The organism is Sphingomonas psychrotolerans (assembly GCF_002796605.1).
GTDB classification, from domain to species: domain Bacteria; phylum Pseudomonadota; class Alphaproteobacteria; order Sphingomonadales; family Sphingomonadaceae; genus Sphingomonas; species Sphingomonas psychrotolerans.
On the sequence record NZ_CP024923.1, the window covers coordinates 3,656,887 to 3,675,211 of the forward strand.

Here is an 18,325-nt window from a genome sequence, read left to right on the forward strand (position 1 = left end):
GGGGCAAATGCCCGACGGCGACGACTATCTGATCTTCCGCCCCGACCAGGTCGACCTGACGCGCTCGCCGCTCCGGCACGGAGTCGACGAGCCGACGCATGTGCTCGGCGCGTTCAACCCCGGCTTCACGCGGCTGCCGAACGGCAATCTGCTGCTGATGGTCCGCGTCGCCGAAGCGCTCCGGGACCCGGTCCACACCGAATGCGCCCGCGCGATCCGCTGGACACCGGCGGGCTATGTCCTCGATCGCCACCCGGTCCACCGGATCGACATGGACGATCCGCGCCAGTTCGCGCTCAAGGACCGCAATCCGCGGTTGCTCGGGCTGACCTCGCTCTCGTGGCTGCTCCCGGTCGAGCTTGATGGAGAGGGGCGCAACATCGTCGCGATTCACTACGACAAGGCGATCCAGCCCTCGGCCAGCTATATGGATTACGGCGTCGAGGACGCCCGCATCACCAAGGTCGACGGCCAGTATTGGATGACCGCCTGCGGCGTCTCGGCCGAGCGCCACTGCACCGCGATGTACCGCTCGGCGAACGGGCTCGATTACGAATTGCTCGGCATCGTTCTCGATCACCAGAACAAGGACATGATCCTGTTCGAGGGCAAGGTCGCGGACAAGTTCATGGCGCTCACGCGTCCCTTGGGCGAATGCTATTTCGCCTATCCCGAGGACAGCCCCTGGCTGGGCGGACCGTCGATCAACATCGCGCAATCGCCCGACGGGCTCCACTGGAAGCCGCTCGACACCCCCGGCATCCGCGCGCGCAAGGGTACGACGAGCACCCAGCGGATCGGCGGCGGCAGCCAGCCGGTGCTGACCCCCGAAGGCTGGATGATGATCTATCACGGCGTCGAGAAGCGCGGGAGCGTCGGCATCTATCGCAGCTTCTGGGCGCTGCTCGACAAGGACGATCCGTCGCAGATCCTGCGACTGGAGGACGAGGTCCCGCTGATCGAGGCGAACCCGGCGCTTACCGCGGAGATCGCGCATCAGATGTACCTGCCGACGCCGGTGACCTTCACCACCGGCATCGCGGATGCGGGCGATCGCTACATCGTCGCCGGCGGCGAGGCCGACCTTGCCTGCCGGATCACGCACATTCCGAAGGAGCGGTTCCGGTGATCCACATCCTGCCGTGCTTCGGCGAAGGCCGGAGCGCCGTGTCGCAAGCGGTGCATTCTGTTGCCAACGCTCCGGCCTTCGCCGGAGCACGGGTTTGGAGTGCGGACCAATGACCGAACCCCTCTGGTGGCAGCACGGCGTCATCTACCAGATCTATCCGCGCTCGTTCCAGGACTCGAACGGCGACGGCATCGGCGACCTCAAAGGCATCGAATCCCGCCTCGACGACCTCGTCGCATTGGGCGTCGACGCGATCTGGATCTCGCCCATCTATCCCTCGCCGATGGCCGATTTCGGCTATGACGTTGCCGATTACACCGGGATCGACCCGCGCTTCGGCACGCTCGACGATTTCGATGCGCTGCTGAAGGCCGCGCACGATCGCGGGCTCAAATTGCTGCTCGATTTCGTCCCCAACCACAGCTCGGACCAGCACCCGTGGTTCCTCGAGAGCCGCGCGTCGCACGACAACCCGAAGCGAGACTGGTATATCTGGCGCGACCCCGCCCCGGACGGCGGCCCGCCCAACAACTGGATCAGCGATTTCGGCGGCTCGGCGTGGGAATATGACGAGGCCACCGGCCAATATTATTACCACGCCTTCCTCAAGGAGCAGCCCGACCTCAACTGGCGCAATCCCGATCTGCGCCGGGCGATGCTCGACGTGCTGCGCTTCTGGTTCGATCGCGGGGTCGACGGCTTCCGCATCGATGTGCTGTGGCACATGATCAAGCACCCCGACTTCCCCGACAATCCGGCCAACCCGGCCTACACCCCGGCGATGGGCGAGATGCATCAGGTGCTTCAGCTCCACTCGACCGACCAGCCCGAGGTCCACGGCATCGCCGCCGACATGCGCCGCGTCGCCGATGGCTATCCCGAGCGCGTGCTCATCGGCGAGATCTACCTGCCGGTTGATCGGTTGATGGCCTATTATGGCGAAGGCGAACCGGGCGTGCATCTGCCCTTCAACTTCCAATTGATCGATGCGCCTTGGGAGGCACGCAGCCTCGCGGGGCTGATCGCCGATTACGAGGCCGCGCTGCCGGCCGGCGGATGGCCCAACTGGGTGCTCGGCAACCACGATCGCCCACGTGCGGCGACGCGCTTCGGTCTAGCGCAGGCGCGGGTCGCGGCGATGCTGCTGCTCACGCTGCGGGGCACGCCGACGATCTATTATGGCGATGAGATCGGGATGGCGGATGTCGCGATCCCGCCCGATCAGGTGCAGGACCCGCGCGAATTGCGCGAGCCCGGGATCGGGCTCGGCCGCGATCCGGTGCGCACTCCGATGGCATGGGATGACAGCGCCAATGCCGGCTTTTCGAGCGGCACGCCGTGGCTGCCGCTCCATGACGACTGGCAGGTGCGCAACCTCGCCGTGCAACGCGAGACCGCGCATTCGATGTGGCGCCTCTATCATGACCTGCTCGCACTCCGTCGTGCGCATCCCGCGCTGGCGATCGGCGACTGGCTGCCGATCGAATGTTCCGGCGGCCTGCTCGCTTATGAACGCCGTCACCGCGAAGCACGGCTGCTGGTCGTGCTCAACCTCGGCGATACGCCCCAGAGCTTTGCGATACCCGAATGGGCCGAGGGATTGTCGGTTCTGCTCACCACCGGGACGGGCGGCGATCCCGCGGTGCTGGGCCCGAACGAAGGCTATATTCTCGGATGAAGATCGCAATGCTGGCGCCGATCGCGTGGCGCACGCCACCGCGGCATTACGGTCCATGGGAGTTGGTGACGAGCCTGCTCACCGAAGCCCTCGTCGCGCGTGGCGTGAACGTGACATTGTTCGCCACGCAGGATTCGCAGACCGCCGGCACGCTCGCGGGCGTGGTCCCGCGCGGCTATGAGGAAGATCCCGCGATCGATGCCAAGGTCTGGGAATATGCCCACCAGTCGCATCTCTTCGCCCGCGCCGGCGAGTTCGACCTGATCCACAATCAGGCCGATTTCCCCGCCCATGCCTATGCGCCGCTGATCGACACCCCGATGGTCACTACGATCCACGGCTTCTCCTCGGATCGCATCCTGCCGATGTACAAGCCGTTCGAGAACCGCGTGCACTTCGTCGCGATCAGCGAGGCCGATCGGCATCCCTCGCTCGAATATGCCGCGACGATCCACCATGGCATCCGCCTCGACGAATTCCCGTTCGATGCCGAGGGCAGCGACGATTTGCTGTTCTTCGGCCGCATGCACCCCGACAAGGGCGCCGCCGAGGCGATCCATGTCGCGCTCGCCTCGGGCAGGCGGCTCGATCTCTACGGTATCGTCCAGGATCAGGGCTATTTCGACCGCGAGGTGAAGCCGCATGTCGATGGCGAGCGGATCCGCTATCTCGGCCCGGTCGGCGGCGAGCAGCGCCTGCGCGCGCTCGGCAAGGCGCGGGCGTTGCTCCATCTGATCAACTTCGACGAGCCGTTCGGCCTGTCGGTGATCGAGGCGATGGCCTGCGGTACCCCGGTGATCGCGATCAATCGCGGGAGCATGGCCGAGCTGATCACGCCGGAAACCGGCATCCTCGTCCGCTCGGCCGGCGAGGCGATCCTCGCGCTGGCGCAGATCGACGCCATCGACCGCACCGCCTGCCGCCGCCACGTCGAGGCGCATTTCTCGGTCGAGGCAATGGCCGACAAATACATCGCTTTGTACGAGCGGATCCTGTCCTGAACGCCGCCTTGCAATGTAGGATTTCGTCTGCTGCACTCGCCCGCCCTGGGGTGCGCCAGCGCCCCGGCCCGCTCTTTGAAATTGTCGACAAACGCGGGCTAACTTCGCACCGCACCGGCAACTTCCTTCTTTCATACGCGCGAAGATCGTGAAGTTAGGCCTATTCCGCTGCCAACAGCGTCTCCGCCCCGCCGAGGTCTACCGACACCAGTCGGCTCACCCCGCGCTCGACCATCGTCACTCCGAACAGCCGGTGCATCCGGCTCATCGTCGCGGCATTGTGGGTGACGATCAGATAGCGCGTCGCGGTCTCGCGAGTCATCACCTCCAGCAAGTCGCAGAAGCGCTCGATATTGGCGTCGTCCAATGGCGCATCGACTTCGTCGAGGACGCAGATCGGCGCGGGATTGGTCAGAAACAGCGCAAAGATCAGCGCCACTGCGGTCAAGGCCTGCTCGCCACCCGAGAGCAACGTGAGCGATTGCAGCCGCTTCCCCGGCGGCTGCGCCATGATCTCGAGCCCGGCTTCAAGCGGATCGTCCGAATCGACCAGTTCGAGATGCGCCTGCCCGCCGTCGAACAAGGTCGAGAACAGCCGACGAAAATGCAGGTCGACTGCCTCGAACGCCGCGAGCAGCCGCTGCCGCCCCTCGCGGTTGAGCGTGCCGATCGATCCGCGCAGCCGGTTGACTGCCTGCGCCAGTTCGTCGCGCTCTTGCGCGTTGCTGGTGAACGCCGCCTCGAGCTCGGCGAGTTCGGCCTCGGCGACGAGATTGACCGGCCCGATCCGCTCGCGATCCAGGCTGAGCTTCTCGTGCGCGGATGATTCGTCCTGCGGGCTGCGCACGCTTTCCGCCTCGAATCCGGCCTTCTGGGGGAGCAGAGGCGGCGGGCATTCGAAGCGCTCGCCCGAGAGCCGGCCCATCTCGATGCGGCGCATTTCCTGATTCTCGGCCCGCGCGGTGGCCCCCGCTCGCGCCTCGCGTGCTTCGGCCAGGGCCTCATTGGCGGCGCGGACATCGCCTTCGGTAGCACGGAGCGCCGCCTCGGCCTCGCGCTCGGCGGCCTGCGCCGCCGCCGATTCGGCGCGCGTGGCTTCGGTCGCCGCCTCGGCCTGGGCGACGGCGGCGTCCAGCTCGGCGGGGCGCGCCGCAAGTGCGGAGCTTTCCTCCGCCAGTTCGGCCGTGCGCTTCTCCATTTCTGCCGCACGCCGCGCCGCCTCGCCCGCGCGCGACTTCCAGCTGCGGCTCTCGGCGGTAGCGGCGGCAAGCCGCTCGCGCGCCTGCCCGATCTCGCGCTCCAGCGTCCCGCGCTCGCTCCGCGCATTGGCCGCGGCGGCGCGGCGGACTTCCGCCTCGGACGACAGCGCGGCAACGCGCTCCCTCGTGGCCGAGCCGTCAGGCAGCCCGGCCTTGGCATTTTCGGCACGGGCCAGTTCGCTCGCCGCCTCCTCCTGCTCGCCACCGACCCGCGCCCGCCGCGTTTCGAGATCGGCGCGTTGCGACTCCAGCCGTTCGAGCTGCGCAGTGGCACGATCCTCGGCGCGCCCCGCTTCGCGCCCGGCATTCTCGGCATGGTCGAGCATTCGGCGGCATTCGGCGGCAGCGCGGCGAGCCGCACCGATCGTCTCGTCGATCCGCGCCAATTCGGCCTCGGCCGCCTCGACTGCGCGCACCGCCGCGGGCCGCGCTTTCTCGATCGCCGCCAGCCGATTGACGCGCTCGAGCCGCTCGGCGGCAGCGGCTCCGCCCGATTTGGCGACATAGCCGTCCCAGCGCCGCAGTACCCCGGCGAGCGTCACCAGGCGCTGTCCCACCGCCAGCGGCTGGCCGCTGTCGCGCTCCGCCACCAGCACCTGCGCAAGGCGCCGCGCGAGCCCCGTCGGTGCCGCGACGTGCCGTGCCAGCGGCGTCGTATCTGCCGGCGCGACAGGATCGTCAGGCAGCGGCGCTGCGCCCGCCCAATAGCGTTCGGCGCTCGTATCGAGCCCCGTCTCCAGATCGTCGCCCAGCGCCGCGGCGAGCGCGCGCTCATATCCCGCATCGACCTTGAGCCGATCGAGCAACCGATCCTTGCCCGAGGGGCGCGTCGCCTTGGCGAGCACCGCCGCCTCGCTGTCGAGCTGGGAAAGCTCGGCGTGCGCAATCGAACGCGCCGACTGGGCACGATCCCGCGATTCGATCGCGCCACGCTCGTCGGCATCGGCCCGCGCGAGACCGGCGCGCGCCGTCTCGGCCTGTCGCACCGCCTGCGCACGCGCCTCGGCGGCGCGCGCTTTCTCGGCGTTGAGCGGCTCGGCGCTGCCCAGCGCAGCGATCTCGGCATCGACACGCGCCTGATCGCGCGCGGCGCGTTCGGCGCGGGTGCGCGCGGCGATCAGCGCCGCCTCCGCCACACGCGCTTCCGCCGCCTCGCTCGCTTGCGCCGCCAGCGCTTGGGCGAGCGCGACTTCGGCATCGCGCGCCGCGCGCTCGGCCTCGGCAAGCGCGGCATCGAGCGTCGGCATCCGCGCGGTCGCATCTGCGATCCGGCTCTCGAGCGTGCCGGCCTCGTCGGCAAGGCGGGCCAGCGCCTCGGCCGCGTCATGCGCGAGCGCGCCCTCGCGGCTGCGATCGTCGGCGAGCCGGGCCTGCGCATCGCGCAGCTCCCCGATGCGCCGTTCGACCGTGGCACGCTCGCTGCGCAACGTCGCCAGCCGGTGCATCGCCTCTGTCGCACGATCGCGCACCGCGAGCGCATCCGCGCGCACCGCCGCCAGTTTCCCGGCCGCATCCTGCTGGCGCGCCGCCGCGGCGTCATGCGCCTGCGCGCGCTCGGCGACGAGACCCTCGGCGGCGGCAGCTTCCTTCTTCGCCGCATCGGCGGCGGCGGCGGCATCGCGCCAGCGCGCGAAGATCATCCGCGCCTCGGCGATGCGGATACGCTCGGAAAGCTCGCGATAGCGCTCGGCCTGTCGCGCCTGCCGCTTGAGCGCGGCCGCCCGCGCCTCCTGATCGCCGATCACTTCGTCGAGCCGCGTCAGATTGGCTTCGGTCGCGCGCAATTTCTGCTCTGCATCGCGGCGGCGCACATGCAGCCCGGCGATCCCCGCCGCTTCCTCGAGCATCGCGCGGCGTTCACCTGGCTTAGCGGAGATGATCGCGCCGATCCGTCCCTGGCTGACCAGGGCAGGCGAATGCGCACCGGTAGCCGAATCGGCGAAGACCAGAGCGACATCCTTGGCGCGGACGTCGCGGCCGTTGATCCGATAGGCGGACCCCGCGCCGCGCTCGATCCGCCGGACGACTTCGAGCTCATCATCCTCGCCCACCTGCTCGGCGAGGATCGAGACTTCGGCGAAGTCTCGCGCCGGCCGGGTCGCGGTGCCGGCGAAGATCACGTCTTCCATGCCGGCGCCGCGCATCGATTTGGCGCTGTTCTCGCCCATCGCCCAGCGCAGCGCTTCGAGCAGATTGGATTTGCCGCAGCCATTGGGGCCGACGATGCCGGTGAGGCCCGGCTCGATGCGCAGATCGGCCGGGTCGACGAAGCTCTTGAAGCCTGTCAGCCGCAGCCGCTTGATCTGCATCGCCCGCCCCCCTGCGGCTCGGGGCCTTATCGGGCCCCGGCCGCCTGCAGCGCAGTCTCGACCTGCGACCACATCGCTGCTTCGACCGGCTTGCCGTTGATGAAGAAGCTCGGCGTGCCGGTGACGCCATGCTCGTTGGTCGCGTCGGCATTGACCTTGGCGATCGCCTCGATCGTCTTCTGATCGCCCAGGCACTGGCGCGCACGGGCATCGGGGATACCGCGCTGCTTCATGAACTCGATGTGCCCGAGCGCTTCGGCGAAGCCGGCGGCGGCCTGCGGCGGCGGCAGCTGCTGGAGCTGCTGAAGCAGTTGCGGATTGCTCTGCTGCAGCTGATCGGTCCGCTTGTAGAACGCTTCCTGGTTGGCGAACATCTGATCGAGAATCGGGAAGAACGCCTCGGTCGGCGCGCACTGGTTGAGCAGTGCCAGCGACAGATCGGGCGCGCCGTGGACGAGGAAGTCGCGGAACTCGTAGCTCACCTTGCCCGTCGAGATGTATTTCTGGCGGAGCGGCTCCACGCCTTCCATGGCGAAGCGCCCGCAGGTCGGGCAGCTGCGCGAGCCATATTCGAGCAGCTTGATCGGCGCATTCGGGTTGCCCTGGATATAGCCGCCCTCCGCGGTCTTGCTCACCACGTCGACCCACTGCTTGCCCGCGGGCGGGGCGACATTGGCCACCGGCGTGCTCGACGTCACCGGCGCCGAGGCATTGCCGCCTTCGCCGCCACAGGCCGCGAGTGCGAGGAGGGGGAGAAGGGCAATTGCAGAACGCATGGTCTTAAGTCTCCGAAGGAAAAGGGTTCGATCAGCTGTCCGCGGCGCGAAGCTCGGGCTGGAGCTGATCCCAGGTGAAGGCGCGCACGCGGCGGCCGTTGACGAAGAAGCTGGGGGTGCCCTGAACGCCGGCTTTGGCGCCGCCCGCGAACGCGTCGGCCACGCTTTTGATCATCGCCGGATTGGACAAGCAGCGCCGCGCCTGCGCTTCGGGCAAGCCCCGGGTCTTCATGAAAGCGATCATCCCCAGCACTTCGGCGAACTTGGTCGCGGCCTGCGGCGGGGGAAGCTGCTGCCAGCCTTCGACGACCTTGGGTTGCGTCTCGATCAGCTTGTGCAGCGGCGCGTCGAATGCCCGCTGGTTGGCGAACATCTGGTCGAGCACCGGGAAGAAGCGCGCGGGGGGTACGCATTGGTTGAGGAGCGCCAGCGAGAGATCGGGCACGCCGTGGATCAGAAAGTCGCGGAACTCGTAGCTCAGTTTGCCGCTGGCGATCCATTCGCGGCGCAGCGGCTCCATGCCCTCGGCGGCGAACGCCCCGCAGGTCGGGCACGTGCGCGAGCCATATTCGACCAGCTTGATCGGCGCGTTCGGGTTGCCCTGCCGGAACCCGCCTTCCGGCGTTTTGACGACGACATTGACCCAGTTGGCAGCGGGCGCGCGGCGTGCCTGTTGCGCCGCTACCGGCGACCCGATGCCGACCAGCAGCAACAGCGCCGCGGCGAGAAGACGAAATGCCATTTAGTCGATCCTGCCGAGCTTGATGCCTTCGGCCGCCGCGACTCCGGCGGCGAGCGATTCGAGAACTGCCTTGAGTTCGGGGTCGACGATGCCGCGCAGGCTGTCGCCCATCGCCTCGGAAAGCGGCGCGAGGCTGGCCGGCGCTGTCGCTCTGGCCGTGCGCTTGATCTCGCCCTGGCGAATCGCGACGCGGGCCACCGCGGCATAGCCGAAGAAGCGATTGACCCGCTCGATGATCTCGGGAGCGATATGCTGCATCATCGGTGCGTGCGCGCCGCCGACGACGAGGCTTAGCACCCCCTCGGCGCGCTTGCCCTGCGGGAAGCGGATCGATTCGGGCATCGACACGCGGGCATAGCGCTCGCCGACGATCTCGCCCCAGCGGCTGACGATCGCATGCTGAACGAAGCCGAACTTCCGAAATGCGGCGCGGCCGACATCGGGCAGAAGCTCCGAAACCGCGCGCGCGCGGTTCGATCGCGGCGGCTCGAGCTTCGGCTGGCGCGTGGTTGCGCGCTTCGGTTTATCGGAGGCCTTCGTCATTGCCGCCAACCCATGCCATAGGCGGGGCGTGCCCGACAACGTCCCTCGCGCAATCGCCGCCCCTCTGCTCAAATGGTATGACGCCCATGCGCGCGATTTGCCGTGGCGGGCGCGGCCGGGAGCCAACGCGCCCGACCCCTATCGCGTGTGGCTAAGCGAAGTGATGCTCCAGCAGACCCAGGTCGCGAGCGTCATCCCCTATTTCGAGAAGTTCACGGCGCGCTGGCCGAGCTTCGAAGCATTGGCAGCTGCGGAGGATGCAGAGCTGATGGCGGCCTGGGCCGGGCTTGGTTATTATGCCCGGGCACGCAATTTGCTCGCCTGCGCCCGCGAAGTCGCCGCACGTGCGCGCATCCCGGAGACCGAAGCCGAGTTGCTCGGCCTGCCCGGCATCGGCGGCTATACCGCTGCGGCGATCGCCGCGATCGCCTTTGGTCAGCGCGCGGTGGTGGTCGACGCCAATGTGGAACGGGTGGTAACGCGACTGTTTGCGGTGACCGAGCCGCTGCCCGGGGTCCGGCCGAGGATCCGCTCGCTCACTGATTCGATCACCCCCGACGCCCGCGCGGGCGATTTCGCCCAGGCGATGATGGACCTGGGCTCCGGCATCTGCACGCCCCGCGCCCCGCGCTGCCTTGCCTGCCCGTTGCACGGGCAATGCGACGGCTTCGCCACCGGCGCGCCCGAGACGTTCCCGGTCAAGGCCGCGAAGCTGCCCAAGCCGCAGCGCTATGGCACTATGTTCTGGATCGAGCGCGACCACCGCGTGCTGCTCGTCCGCCGCCCGGCAAAGGGCCTGCTCGGCGGCATGCGCGCCTTGCCGACCGGGCCGTGGGGCGATTTGCCGCCTGGCCTCGCCGGCGCGCCGTTCGCGGCCGATTGGCGGCTGCTCGACGCGCAGGTTCGCCACGGTTTCACGCATTTCAACCTCGACGTGGCGCTTGCGGCTGCAACAATCGCGGCGCACACAGACGCGCCGGAGGGCGAATGGTGGCCGGTCGCCGACGTGGAAGCGGCGGGACTACCGACGGTGTTCGCCAAGGCGGTGAGGGTGTTCGGGAGGATGCATGCATAGCTGGCGGATATTCGGATCGATCGCGGCGCTGGCGCTCGCCAGTCCGGCCTGGCCACAAGCGACAGTGCCGCTGCCGTCGCGGACAGACCAAAGTCAGTCCGCAACTGCCGCTGTCGCGAAGCGCTACGTCGCCGAAGGTAGGGTTCCAGGCATCGTTATCCTGAGTGGAGTCGGCAATGCTCCGCCGCGTGTGGTTTCCGAGGGCCGCATCTCGCTCGAGCCGAATGCGCCGGCGGCGGACGTGGACAGCCTGTGGCGGGTCTATTCGATGACCAAGCCGATCACCGGCATCGCGGCGATGATCCTCGTCGAGGAAGGCAAGCTCAAGCTCGACCAGCCGATCAGCGACTTCATCCCCGCGTTCAAGGACATGAAGGTCCTCGTCGATCCTGCCAGGGACCTGACCAGCCGGCCCGCGACTCGCCCGATCACCGTGCGCCATCTGCTCACCCACACTGCCGGGTTCGGCTATACGATCATCACCAAGGGTCCGTTGCTCGACGAGTATAACCGTCTCGGAATCAATCCGGCTGCGGTCAACGCGCTGATGGAACCGAACATGCGCGCGGCCCGGCCCAAGAGCCTCGAAGAGTTCGCCAACCGCGTTGCGACGTTGCCGCTGCTCTCGGATCCTGGTGACAGATGGAGCTATTCGATCGGGCTCGACGTGCTCGGCCGGGTGATCGAAGTCGCCGGCGGCATGCCGTTCGACCAGTTCGTGCAAACGCGCATCTTCGACCCGCTCAAGATGCGCGCGAGTTATTGGACAGTGCCGCAGGACAAGGCGGGCATTCTCGCCACCAACTATATGACGCCCAAGCTGGCGATCGATACCGGCGCCGCCTCAGTCTGGCTCCAGCCGCCGAGCTTCCCTTATGGCGGTGCCGGTCTCGCCATGTCGGCGCGCGACTATGATCGCTTCCTCCACATGCTCGTTAATGGCGGCGAACTGGACGGCGCCCGCATCCTCAAACCGGAGACGGTGAAGCTGGCGATGTCGGACCTCCTGCCCGCGAGCGTCGACCGGTCGACGCTGGCGCATATGACTGCGGACAGCGGGGTGCCGATCGGCTTTGGCGCCGGGGGCTCGGTCTATCTCGCCGACAAGCCCGGCGGGCCCGGCAAAGGCACTTTCGGTTGGGGCGGTGCGGCGGGGACTATCGGCTGGGCCGATCCCGTGCGCAAGCTGCGCGGCGTGGCGATGATCAACACCTTCAGCGACAAGGACCTCAAGCGCGAGGCATCGAAAGCAATCTACGCCGATCTTGCCCAATGAGTCCTGCAAAGTGAAGGCGCCTGGTTTCACCGGCGGAACCATCGATCGTGCCGATCGGGTCCGTCATGATCCCGCACTGCTGCGCGAGGCCGAGGTCGATCCGCGCGCCCGGCTGCTCGTGCTCCACGGGCTTGATCCCGAACTCGATCAAGCCGACCGCCTCGTCTGGACCGCGCTCGACGCCGCGACCACCGAGCGGCTGTTTCTCGGCTTTGACGACGGCGCGCCGCTGTTCGCGGCCGCCCCGCCGCCGGGCCAACCGCTCCCCGGCGGCCGCTCACCTGCTCTGTTCGCGATGCTCGACCGTTTCCGCGCCGGCGACGCGGCGCTCTATGCCGCAGCGCGCAGCCTCGTCGACTGGCATTCGCGACACGGCTTTTGCGCGGTTTGCGGCATCGCCACGGCGATCTTCCGCGCTGGCTGGGCGCGCCAGTGCCCCAACTGCCATGCCGAGCATTTCCCGCGCGTCGATCCGGTGGTGATCATGCTCGCTGAACGCGGCGACAAGGTGCTGCTCGGCCGCCAGCCGCCCTGGCCGGCAGGCCGCTACTCTGCGCTCGCGGGGTTCCTCGAAGTCGGTGAGTCGATCGAGGAGGCGGTCCGCCGCGAGATATTCGAGGAAGCCGGCGTCCGCGTCGGCGCGGTGCGCTATGTCGCCAGCCAGCCCTGGCCGTTCCCCTCCTCGCTGATGATCGCCTGCATCGGCGCGGCCGAGGGCGAGGCAATCACTATCGACACCCACGAGCTCGAGGACGCGCGCTGGTTCACCCGCGACGAGGTCCGGCTGGCGTTGGCCGGCGACCCGGCGGCAACGTTCGGTGCCCCCCCGCCTTATGCGATTGCCCACACGCTGCTGACTGCCTGGATCGAGGGCCGATAACCGGTACAATCGATGGCGCGACGGGATTGGTGCCGGTTGCCCAGGCAGCTGGCTGGTGCCCGCGGCGTGCCTCGCGTCACTCTTCCTCGGGGGCCGCCTCGTCTTCGTCGTCGACGGCGAGGGCGTCGTCCTCGTCATTGTCGAGTTGCTCCTCGATCGCCTCGACGATCAGGTCGAGCTGCTCGAAGCCGGCAGTGAACTCGATCGTTTCGCCGTCCTCATCCTCGAGGTGCAGCGTGTAGTCGCCCGCGCTATCGGGGGTGATCGTGAACTGCGCCAGGGTCCGTGCCATGTCTCATGCTCCTTAGGCTTCGATTGCGCCCAACCCCGCTTTGGGGAATTGGTTGCGCACGATGAGTGAGACTCTGCCGATCCACGCCGTTTTGCCCGAATTGCTCGCCGCGTTGCGCGATGCGAGCAATGCCGTGCTGGTCGCGCCGCCGGGCGCGGGCAAGACCACTGCGGTGGCGCCGGCCTTGCTCGGCGAACCGTGGTGCGCCGGCGAGATCCTGCTGCTCTCGCCGCGCCGGCTGGCCGCGCGCGCGGCGGCCGAGCGGATGGCGGCACTCGCCGACGAGCCGGTCGGCAGGACCTTCGGCTATGCCACCCGGATGGACAGCAAGCGCTCGGCGACGACGCGAGTGACGGTCGTCACCGAGGGCATTTTCGTCAATCGCATCCAGAGCGATCCCGAGCTGGCGGGCATCTCGGCGGTATTGTTCGACGAAGTGCATGAGCGCAGCCTCGATAGCGATTTCGGGCTGGCACTGGCGCTCGACGCGCAGGCGGCGCTGCGGCCCGATCTGCGGCTGGTGGCGATGTCGGCGACGCTCGACGGATCGCGCTTCTCAGGCCTGATGGGCGATGCGCTGGTCGTGGAGAGCGAAGGGCGCAGCTGGCCGCTGACGCTGCGTCATCTCGGGCGGGCGGCCGAGGCGCGGATCGAGGACAGCGTCGCCGCCGCGGTGCGCACCGCGCTGCGCGAGGCGGAGGGCGGGGTGCTCGCTTTCCTGCCCGGCGTGGGAGAGATCGAGCGGACCGCCGAGCGGCTCGAAGGACTCGACGGCGTGGCATTGCACCGGTTGCATGGCAGCATGGAGCCGGCCGCGCAGCGTGCCGCGATCGGCCCGGATCGCGAGGGGCGCCGAAAGATCGTGCTGGCGACGTCGATCGCCGAGACCTCGCTGACGCTCGACGGGATCCGGGTGGTGGTCGATTCGGGGCTGGCCCGGCGGCCGCGCTACGATCGGGCCGCGGGGATGACTCGCCTGGTCACCGAGCGGGCGAGCCAGGCCGCGGCGACCCAGCGCGCCGGGCGCGCGGCGCGGCAGGGGCCTGGGGTCGCCTATCGGCTGTGGGAGGAGGCGGCGACCGCGGGGCTGCCGCGCTTCGATCCGCCCGAGATCCTCGAGGCGGACCTGTCGGCATTGCTGCTCGATTGCGCCCTGTGGGGCGTCGCCGATCCGCGCGAACTACGCTGGCTCGATCCGCCGCCCGAGGCCGCGGTGAGCGAGGCGCGGCGGCGGCTGACGGCGCTCGCGGCGCTCGACGGCGACGGCCGGCCGACAGCGCACGGCAAGGCGATCGCCCGGCTGCCGCTGCCGCCGCGGCTGGGGCACATGCTGGTGCGGGCCGGCGAGATGGGGCTGGCCAAGACCGCGGCCGAAGTCGCGGTTTTGCTCGGCGAGCGGGGGCTGGGCGGCAATGACGCCGATCTCGAACTGCGCTTGCGGCGCTGGCGGGGGGAGCGCGGGCAGCGGGCGGAGAATGGCAGAAGGCTGGCGGAGCGGTGGAGCAAACTCGCTCCCCTTCCGCTTGCTGCCACAGCCTCTCCCGCGAGCGGAGAAGCGTTAGCCACCTGCATTGCCCTCGCTTTCCCTGACCGGATCGCGCGGCGGCGGGATGCTTCGGGCGAGAATTGGGCGTCGGCGGGCGGGCGCGGGTTTCGGCTCGACCCGGCCTCGCCGCTGGCGCGGGCCGAATGGCTCGCGGTGGCCGAGACGCAGGGCATGGCCGCGGGGGCGCGGATCCTGTCGGCGGCGCAGATCGACTATGCGACGATCGAGGCGCTGTTCGGCAAGCGGATCGAGACGCGGCGCAGCGCCAGCTTCGACTCCGCCACCGGGCGGGTCGAGGCAGTGCGCGAGCGGCGGCTGGGGGCGCTGCGGCTGTCTTCAGGGCCGGATAGCGGGCCGGTCGACACCGCCGCCTTGCTGCTCGAGGCGGTGCGCGCGCATGGCCTTGCGCTGCTGCCTTGGTCCGAGACTGCGCAGGCATTGCGGCTGCGGGCGCGGTTCGCCGGGATCGATGCGCTGGAGGATCCGGCTTTGCTCGCCGGGCTCGACGATTGGCTGCCGCCGTTGCTCGACGGCAAGCGCCGGCTCGATGCCGTGGCGGCCGAGGGGCTGACCCAGGCGCTGCACAATCTGCTCGGCTGGGACGGACAGAAGACGCTCGACCGGCTGGCGCCGGCGCGGCTCGAGACGCCCGCCGGATCGAGCCATGCGATCGATTATGGCGCCGAGGCGGGGCCGACCGTCGAAGTGCGGGTGCAGGCGTTGTTCGGGCTCGCCGCGCATCCGATGCTCGGCGACGGCACGCCTTTGGTGCTGAGCCTGACTTCGCCGGCGGGGCGTCCGATCCAGACGACGCGCGATTTGCCCGGTTTCTGGGCGGGGAGCTGGGTGGCGGTGGCCAAGGAGATGCGCGGGCGCTACCCCAAGCATCCATGGCCCGACGATCCGGCGAGCGCTTCGGCGACGCTCAAGACCAAAAAGGCTGATGCAAGGAACGCCGCGGCGCGTTAGAGGCGCAGAGGTCACAAGGAGGCCCAGGTGAAGACTGCCCGTATCTATCAGCGCCCGAAGAACGCGATGCAGTCGGGCCGCGCCCGCACCGATCAATGGATGCTCGAGCTTGAGTCCGTGACTCCGCAGGAAGCCGATCCGCTGACCGGCTGGAACGGCGGCGGCGACACGTCGAACCAGATCCGCATCGGCTTTCCGACGCTGGAGGCGGCGAAGGCGCATGCCGAGCGCGAAGGCTATGCCTATCACGTGGTGCCGGCGCCGGAGCGCAAACTCAAGCTGCAGGCCTACGCCGACAATTTCCGCTGAGCGGAGGGAAAGGCGCACTCGCGTCGCGCGGAATCGGGGCGTTCGGCGATTGCGATCGCTTTCCGAGGGGGAACGCGGAACAAGTAAACGCCGAAGTTGACACCAGGTTGACAGCGTGTCGCTGCTTTGGCCGGTGGATGTCTGCACGTTTGCCGGGCGCGCGCGGGGCGCGGATGTTTCGCGCGGGCTTTTGTCGACGATGCCAAAGAGCGGACCGGTGCGAGTCGCCTTCGGCGTATCAGGCGAAATCCAACATTGGTAGTGCGTGGGCGGGCTGCCGGGGCAAGCGCGTCCGAAGTGGTGCGATCTCCGCTCCTGACCGTCACCCTGGCCTTTTGCCGGGAGTCAGCGGGCGGCAGGCTGTGCGGCCGATGATCGAGGGCACGCCTTGCGTCTACGTCCTCGCGAACCGCTGCAATGGTGCGCTCTATGTCGGCGTGACTTCCAACCTGGTCGGCCGGATGATCCAGCATCGCGAGGGCGCGTTCGACGGGCACACGAAACGCTACCGCATTCACCGGCTGGTCTGGTTCGAGACCGGGGAGTCGATGGAAGGCGCGATCGCGCGGGAGAAGCGGCTCAAGCGCTGGCGGCGCGAGTGGAAGCGCAATCTGATCGAGCGCGAGAATCCGGCGTGGAACGACCTTGCGGTCGGGGCTGGGGCTGGCGCCGCTGGGGGTGTGACGGGCGGCTTGGTGGACCCCGGCACAAGGCCGGGGTGACGGTTTGGGTGTTGGGGCGTCGCTTGCCATCCTTCCCATCGTCATCCCGGACTTGTTCCGGGATCCACGGTGCGCCGAGGTAAGACGGATGCGACGGCACGGCGCGCTGGCGACGTGGCCAGAAGCGCAGATCGAGCGAGAGAACCCTGCGGGGAACGACCTTGCGGTGAAGCCGCTGGCGGTGTGGCGGGTGGCACAGTGGACCCCGGCACAAGGCCGGGGTGACGGGATTTCTTAGTAGTAGCCACTTGTTCTAGAGGCGTCGATGCGTATTGGCGCCGACTCCACGAGGGTAAGCCTGACTTCGCAGCGGGGACAATCTACTACTTCTCCGCCCCTTCCGCGCGAGATCGTTTGCAGAATAGATTTTCGACTGTCTTGATAGCAGGCGGGACATATGCGGTGCCCCGGCTCGCCGTCTGAGACATTCCCCTTTAGCACGTAAGCCATCGCGCCCGTCGGAAACTCCTTGAGTTCGTAGCGCGCTCTCTCCTGCTCCCAATCGCTAACCCGGTTGGCGTCTGCCTCCAGTTTACGGATGCGTTCCAAGAGTGTCGCTTGGGCTTGCTGCGCGGCGAAGGCTTCTTGTTGAGCTGTGAGTATCTTTTCCATGAGCTCGATAGTTGCGAGTTTGACCTTGGCATTAGTGTCAAGAGCTTGGATGCCCTTAGCAATATCCATTGCAGCGCTAAGGCTGGCCAAGGCGGCACTAGCTTCCGTGAGCATGTCAGTTTCCTATTTTACCGGAGCGCGCCTACTCCGCCGCGATTCCCGCCTTCGAGAACATATCCCCGCCAGCATCCGCCGCGTCGCCCGCATCCTCGTTCGCCGCCGGGACCTTGGCCTTCTGGCGCTTGTCGAACGAATCCCACACTTCGTTCCAGCTGCCCCGCGTCGCGCCCTTCGAATATTCGGTCGCGCGCTGTTCGAAGAAATTGGCGTGCTCGACGCCGTTGAGCAAAGGCGCGAGCCAGGGGAGGGGGTGCTCGTCGATCATGTAGATCGGCTTGAGGCCGAGCTGGCCCAGCCGCCAGTCGGCGATGTAGCGGATATACTTCTTGATCTCCTTGGGCGTCATGCCGGTCACCGGGCCCTGCTCGAAGGCGAGATCGATGAACGCGTCCTCGAGGCGGACCGTGGTCTGGCACATGTCCATGATGTCGGACTTGACCGACTTGGTCAGGCAGTCGCGCTCGCGGGTGAAGGTGTGGAACAGGCGGATGATGCCCTCGCAGTGGAGGCTCTCGTCGCGGACCGACCACGACACGATCTGGCCCATACCCTTCATCTTGTTGAAGCGCGGGAAGTTCATCAGCATCGCGAAGCTGGCGAACAGCTGGAGCCCCTCGGTGAAGCCGCCGAACATCGCCAGCGTCTTGGCGATGTCCTCGTCATTATCGACGCCGAACTGCTGCAGATAGTCGTGCTTGTCCTTCATCTCGGCATATTCGAGGAACATGCCGTACTCGCTCTCGGGCATGCCGATCGTGTCGAGCAGATGGCTGTACGCCGCGATGTGCACCGTCTCCATGTTGGAGAAAGCGGCGAGCATCATCTTGACCTCGACCGGCTTGAACACGCGGCCATATTTCTCGTGGTAGCAATCCTGCACCTCGATATCGGCCTGGGTGAAGAAGCGGAAGATCTGGGTGAGCAGGTTGCGCTCGTGATCCGACAGCTTCTGCGCCCAGTCGCGGCAATCCTCGCCGAGCGGCACTTCCTCGGGCATCCAGTGGATCTGCTGCTGGCGCTTCCAGAACTCATAGGCCCAGGGATATTCGAACGGCTTGTAGGTCTTGCGGGCTTCGAGAAGGGACAT

The 18,325-nt window shown here is 67.9% G+C and carries 16 protein-coding genes; 9 read left to right on the forward strand and 7 right to left on the reverse strand.

The annotated features are described in order from the left end of the window. Positions 1 to 7 precede the first annotated feature (7 nt). The 3 genes from CVN68_RS16705 to CVN68_RS16715 all read left to right on the forward strand — a co-directional run bounded on the left by CVN68_RS16705 (position 8) and on the right by CVN68_RS16715 (position 3,808). The gene (locus CVN68_RS16705) at positions 8 to 1,129 is read left to right on the forward strand and encodes a glycoside hydrolase family 130 protein (RefSeq protein ID WP_100283205.1); all 1,122 of its coding nucleotides are present in this window, start codon (positions 8 to 10) and stop codon (positions 1,127 to 1,129) included. A gap of 109 nt (positions 1,130 to 1,238) precedes the next feature. Then, a complete protein-coding gene (locus CVN68_RS16710; protein WP_100283206.1) occupies positions 1,239 to 2,807 on the forward strand; it encodes an alpha-amylase family glycosyl hydrolase in 1,569 nt (522 codons plus the stop codon). Continuing rightward, positions 2,804 to 3,808 carry a glycosyltransferase family 4 protein gene (locus CVN68_RS16715; protein WP_100283207.1) on the forward strand — a complete coding sequence of 335 codons (1,005 nt, stop codon included), beginning with the start codon at positions 2,804 to 2,806 and terminating at the stop codon, positions 3,806 to 3,808. Before CVN68_RS16710 ends, CVN68_RS16715 begins: the two co-directional genes overlap by 4 nt. Positions 3,809 to 3,968: 160 nt before the next feature. Here the strand turns inward: CVN68_RS16715 and smc are convergent, their stop codons facing one another. The 4 genes from smc to CVN68_RS16735 are packed head-to-tail and all read right to left on the reverse strand — an operon-like array spanning position 3,969 to position 9,437. Further along, positions 3,969 to 7,376 carry a chromosome segregation protein SMC gene (smc, locus tag CVN68_RS16720; RefSeq protein WP_100283208.1) on the reverse strand — a complete coding sequence of 1,136 codons (3,408 nt, stop codon included), beginning with the start codon at positions 7,374 to 7,376 and terminating at the stop codon, positions 3,969 to 3,971. A gap of 26 nt (positions 7,377 to 7,402) precedes the next feature. Next, on the reverse strand, positions 7,403 to 8,152 hold the full coding sequence (locus tag CVN68_RS16725; protein WP_100283209.1) for a thioredoxin domain-containing protein: 750 nt from the start codon (positions 8,150 to 8,152) through the stop codon (positions 7,403 to 7,405). 31 nt (positions 8,153 to 8,183) lie between these two features. Beyond that, the gene (locus tag CVN68_RS16730; RefSeq protein WP_100283210.1) at positions 8,184 to 8,894 is read right to left on the reverse strand and encodes a DsbA family protein; all 711 of its coding nucleotides are present in this window, start codon (positions 8,892 to 8,894) and stop codon (positions 8,184 to 8,186) included. Continuing rightward, on the reverse strand, positions 8,895 to 9,437 hold the full coding sequence (locus CVN68_RS16735; protein ID WP_100283211.1) for a DUF721 domain-containing protein: 543 nt from the start codon (positions 9,435 to 9,437) through the stop codon (positions 8,895 to 8,897). Positions 9,438 to 9,465: 28 nt separating this feature from the next. Here CVN68_RS16735 and CVN68_RS16740 point away from each other — a divergent pair, with 28 nt between their 5' ends. The 3 genes from CVN68_RS16740 to nudC are packed head-to-tail and all read left to right on the forward strand — an operon-like array spanning position 9,466 to position 12,668. Then, positions 9,466 to 10,512 carry an A/G-specific adenine glycosylase gene (locus CVN68_RS16740; RefSeq protein WP_100283212.1) on the forward strand — a complete coding sequence of 349 codons (1,047 nt, stop codon included), beginning with the start codon at positions 9,466 to 9,468 and terminating at the stop codon, positions 10,510 to 10,512. After that, the gene (locus CVN68_RS16745; RefSeq protein WP_100283213.1) at positions 10,505 to 11,788 is read left to right on the forward strand and encodes a serine hydrolase domain-containing protein; all 1,284 of its coding nucleotides are present in this window, start codon (positions 10,505 to 10,507) and stop codon (positions 11,786 to 11,788) included. Before CVN68_RS16740 ends, CVN68_RS16745 begins: the two co-directional genes overlap by 8 nt. Positions 11,789 to 11,798: 10 nt before the next feature. Beyond that, positions 11,799 to 12,668 carry an NAD(+) diphosphatase gene (gene nudC, locus CVN68_RS16750; protein WP_100283214.1) on the forward strand — a complete coding sequence of 290 codons (870 nt, stop codon included), beginning with the start codon at positions 11,799 to 11,801 and terminating at the stop codon, positions 12,666 to 12,668. Positions 12,669 to 12,744: 76 nt separating this feature from the next. On the opposite strand, the gene CVN68_RS16755 is transcribed toward nudC, so the two are convergent. Further along, the gene (locus tag CVN68_RS16755; protein WP_100283215.1) at positions 12,745 to 12,960 is read right to left on the reverse strand and encodes a hypothetical protein; all 216 of its coding nucleotides are present in this window, start codon (positions 12,958 to 12,960) and stop codon (positions 12,745 to 12,747) included. A gap of 61 nt (positions 12,961 to 13,021) precedes the next feature. Here CVN68_RS16755 and hrpB point away from each other — a divergent pair, with 61 nt between their 5' ends. From hrpB to CVN68_RS16770, 3 genes are all read left to right on the forward strand, one after another. Next, positions 13,022 to 15,475 carry an ATP-dependent helicase HrpB gene (hrpB, locus tag CVN68_RS16760; protein ID WP_100283216.1) on the forward strand — a complete coding sequence of 818 codons (2,454 nt, stop codon included), beginning with the start codon at positions 13,022 to 13,024 and terminating at the stop codon, positions 15,473 to 15,475. A 27-nt stretch (positions 15,476 to 15,502) separates the two neighbouring features. Beyond that, on the forward strand, positions 15,503 to 15,784 hold the full coding sequence (locus tag CVN68_RS16765; RefSeq protein ID WP_100283217.1) for an ETC complex I subunit: 282 nt from the start codon (positions 15,503 to 15,505) through the stop codon (positions 15,782 to 15,784). A gap of 371 nt (positions 15,785 to 16,155) precedes the next feature. Then, positions 16,156 to 16,506 carry a GIY-YIG nuclease family protein gene (locus CVN68_RS16770; RefSeq protein ID WP_100283218.1) on the forward strand — a complete coding sequence of 117 codons (351 nt, stop codon included), beginning with the start codon at positions 16,156 to 16,158 and terminating at the stop codon, positions 16,504 to 16,506. Positions 16,507 to 16,740: 234 nt separating this feature from the next. On the opposite strand, the gene CVN68_RS16775 is transcribed toward CVN68_RS16770, so the two are convergent. After that, positions 16,741 to 17,232, reverse strand: a complete 492-nt coding sequence (locus tag CVN68_RS16775) for a hypothetical protein (protein ID WP_158298926.1) — start codon at positions 17,230 to 17,232, stop codon at positions 16,741 to 16,743. A gap of 28 nt (positions 17,233 to 17,260) precedes the next feature. Then, entirely contained in the window at positions 17,261 to 18,325 is a 1,065-nt protein-coding gene (locus CVN68_RS16780) for a ribonucleotide-diphosphate reductase subunit beta (RefSeq protein WP_100283220.1), read from the reverse strand.

Coding starts and splice junctions, on each gene's coding strand:
- CVN68_RS16725 (WP_100283209.1), bottom strand. CDS start 8,152: ATGCGTTCTGCAATTGCCCTTCTCCCCCTCCTCGCACTCGCGGCCTGT.
- smc (WP_100283208.1), bottom strand. CDS start 7,376: ATGCAGATCAAGCGGCTGCGGCTGACAGGCTTCAAGAGCTTCGTCGAC.
- hrpB (WP_100283216.1), top strand. CDS start 13,022: ATGAGTGAGACTCTGCCGATCCACGCCGTTTTGCCCGAATTGCTCGCC.
- CVN68_RS16735 (WP_100283211.1), bottom strand. CDS start 9,437: ATGACGAAGGCCTCCGATAAACCGAAGCGCGCAACCACGCGCCAGCCG.
- CVN68_RS16705 (WP_100283205.1), top strand. CDS start 8: ATGCCCGACGGCGACGACTATCTGATCTTCCGCCCCGACCAGGTCGAC.
- CVN68_RS16770 (WP_100283218.1), top strand. CDS start 16,156: ATGATCGAGGGCACGCCTTGCGTCTACGTCCTCGCGAACCGCTGCAAT.
- CVN68_RS16780 (WP_100283220.1), bottom strand. CDS start 18,325: ATGTCCCTTCTCGAAGCCCGCAAGACCTACAAGCCGTTCGAATATCCC.
- CVN68_RS16730 (WP_100283210.1), bottom strand. CDS start 8,894: ATGGCATTTCGTCTTCTCGCCGCGGCGCTGTTGCTGCTGGTCGGCATC.
- CVN68_RS16745 (WP_100283213.1), top strand. CDS start 10,505: ATGCATAGCTGGCGGATATTCGGATCGATCGCGGCGCTGGCGCTCGCC.
- CVN68_RS16755 (WP_100283215.1), bottom strand. CDS start 12,960: ATGGCACGGACCCTGGCGCAGTTCACGATCACCCCCGATAGCGCGGGC.
- CVN68_RS16710 (WP_100283206.1), top strand. CDS start 1,239: ATGACCGAACCCCTCTGGTGGCAGCACGGCGTCATCTACCAGATCTAT.
- CVN68_RS16775 (WP_158298926.1), bottom strand. CDS start 17,232: ATGCTCACGGAAGCTAGTGCCGCCTTGGCCAGCCTTAGCGCTGCAATG.
- CVN68_RS16715 (WP_100283207.1), top strand. CDS start 2,804: ATGAAGATCGCAATGCTGGCGCCGATCGCGTGGCGCACGCCACCGCGG.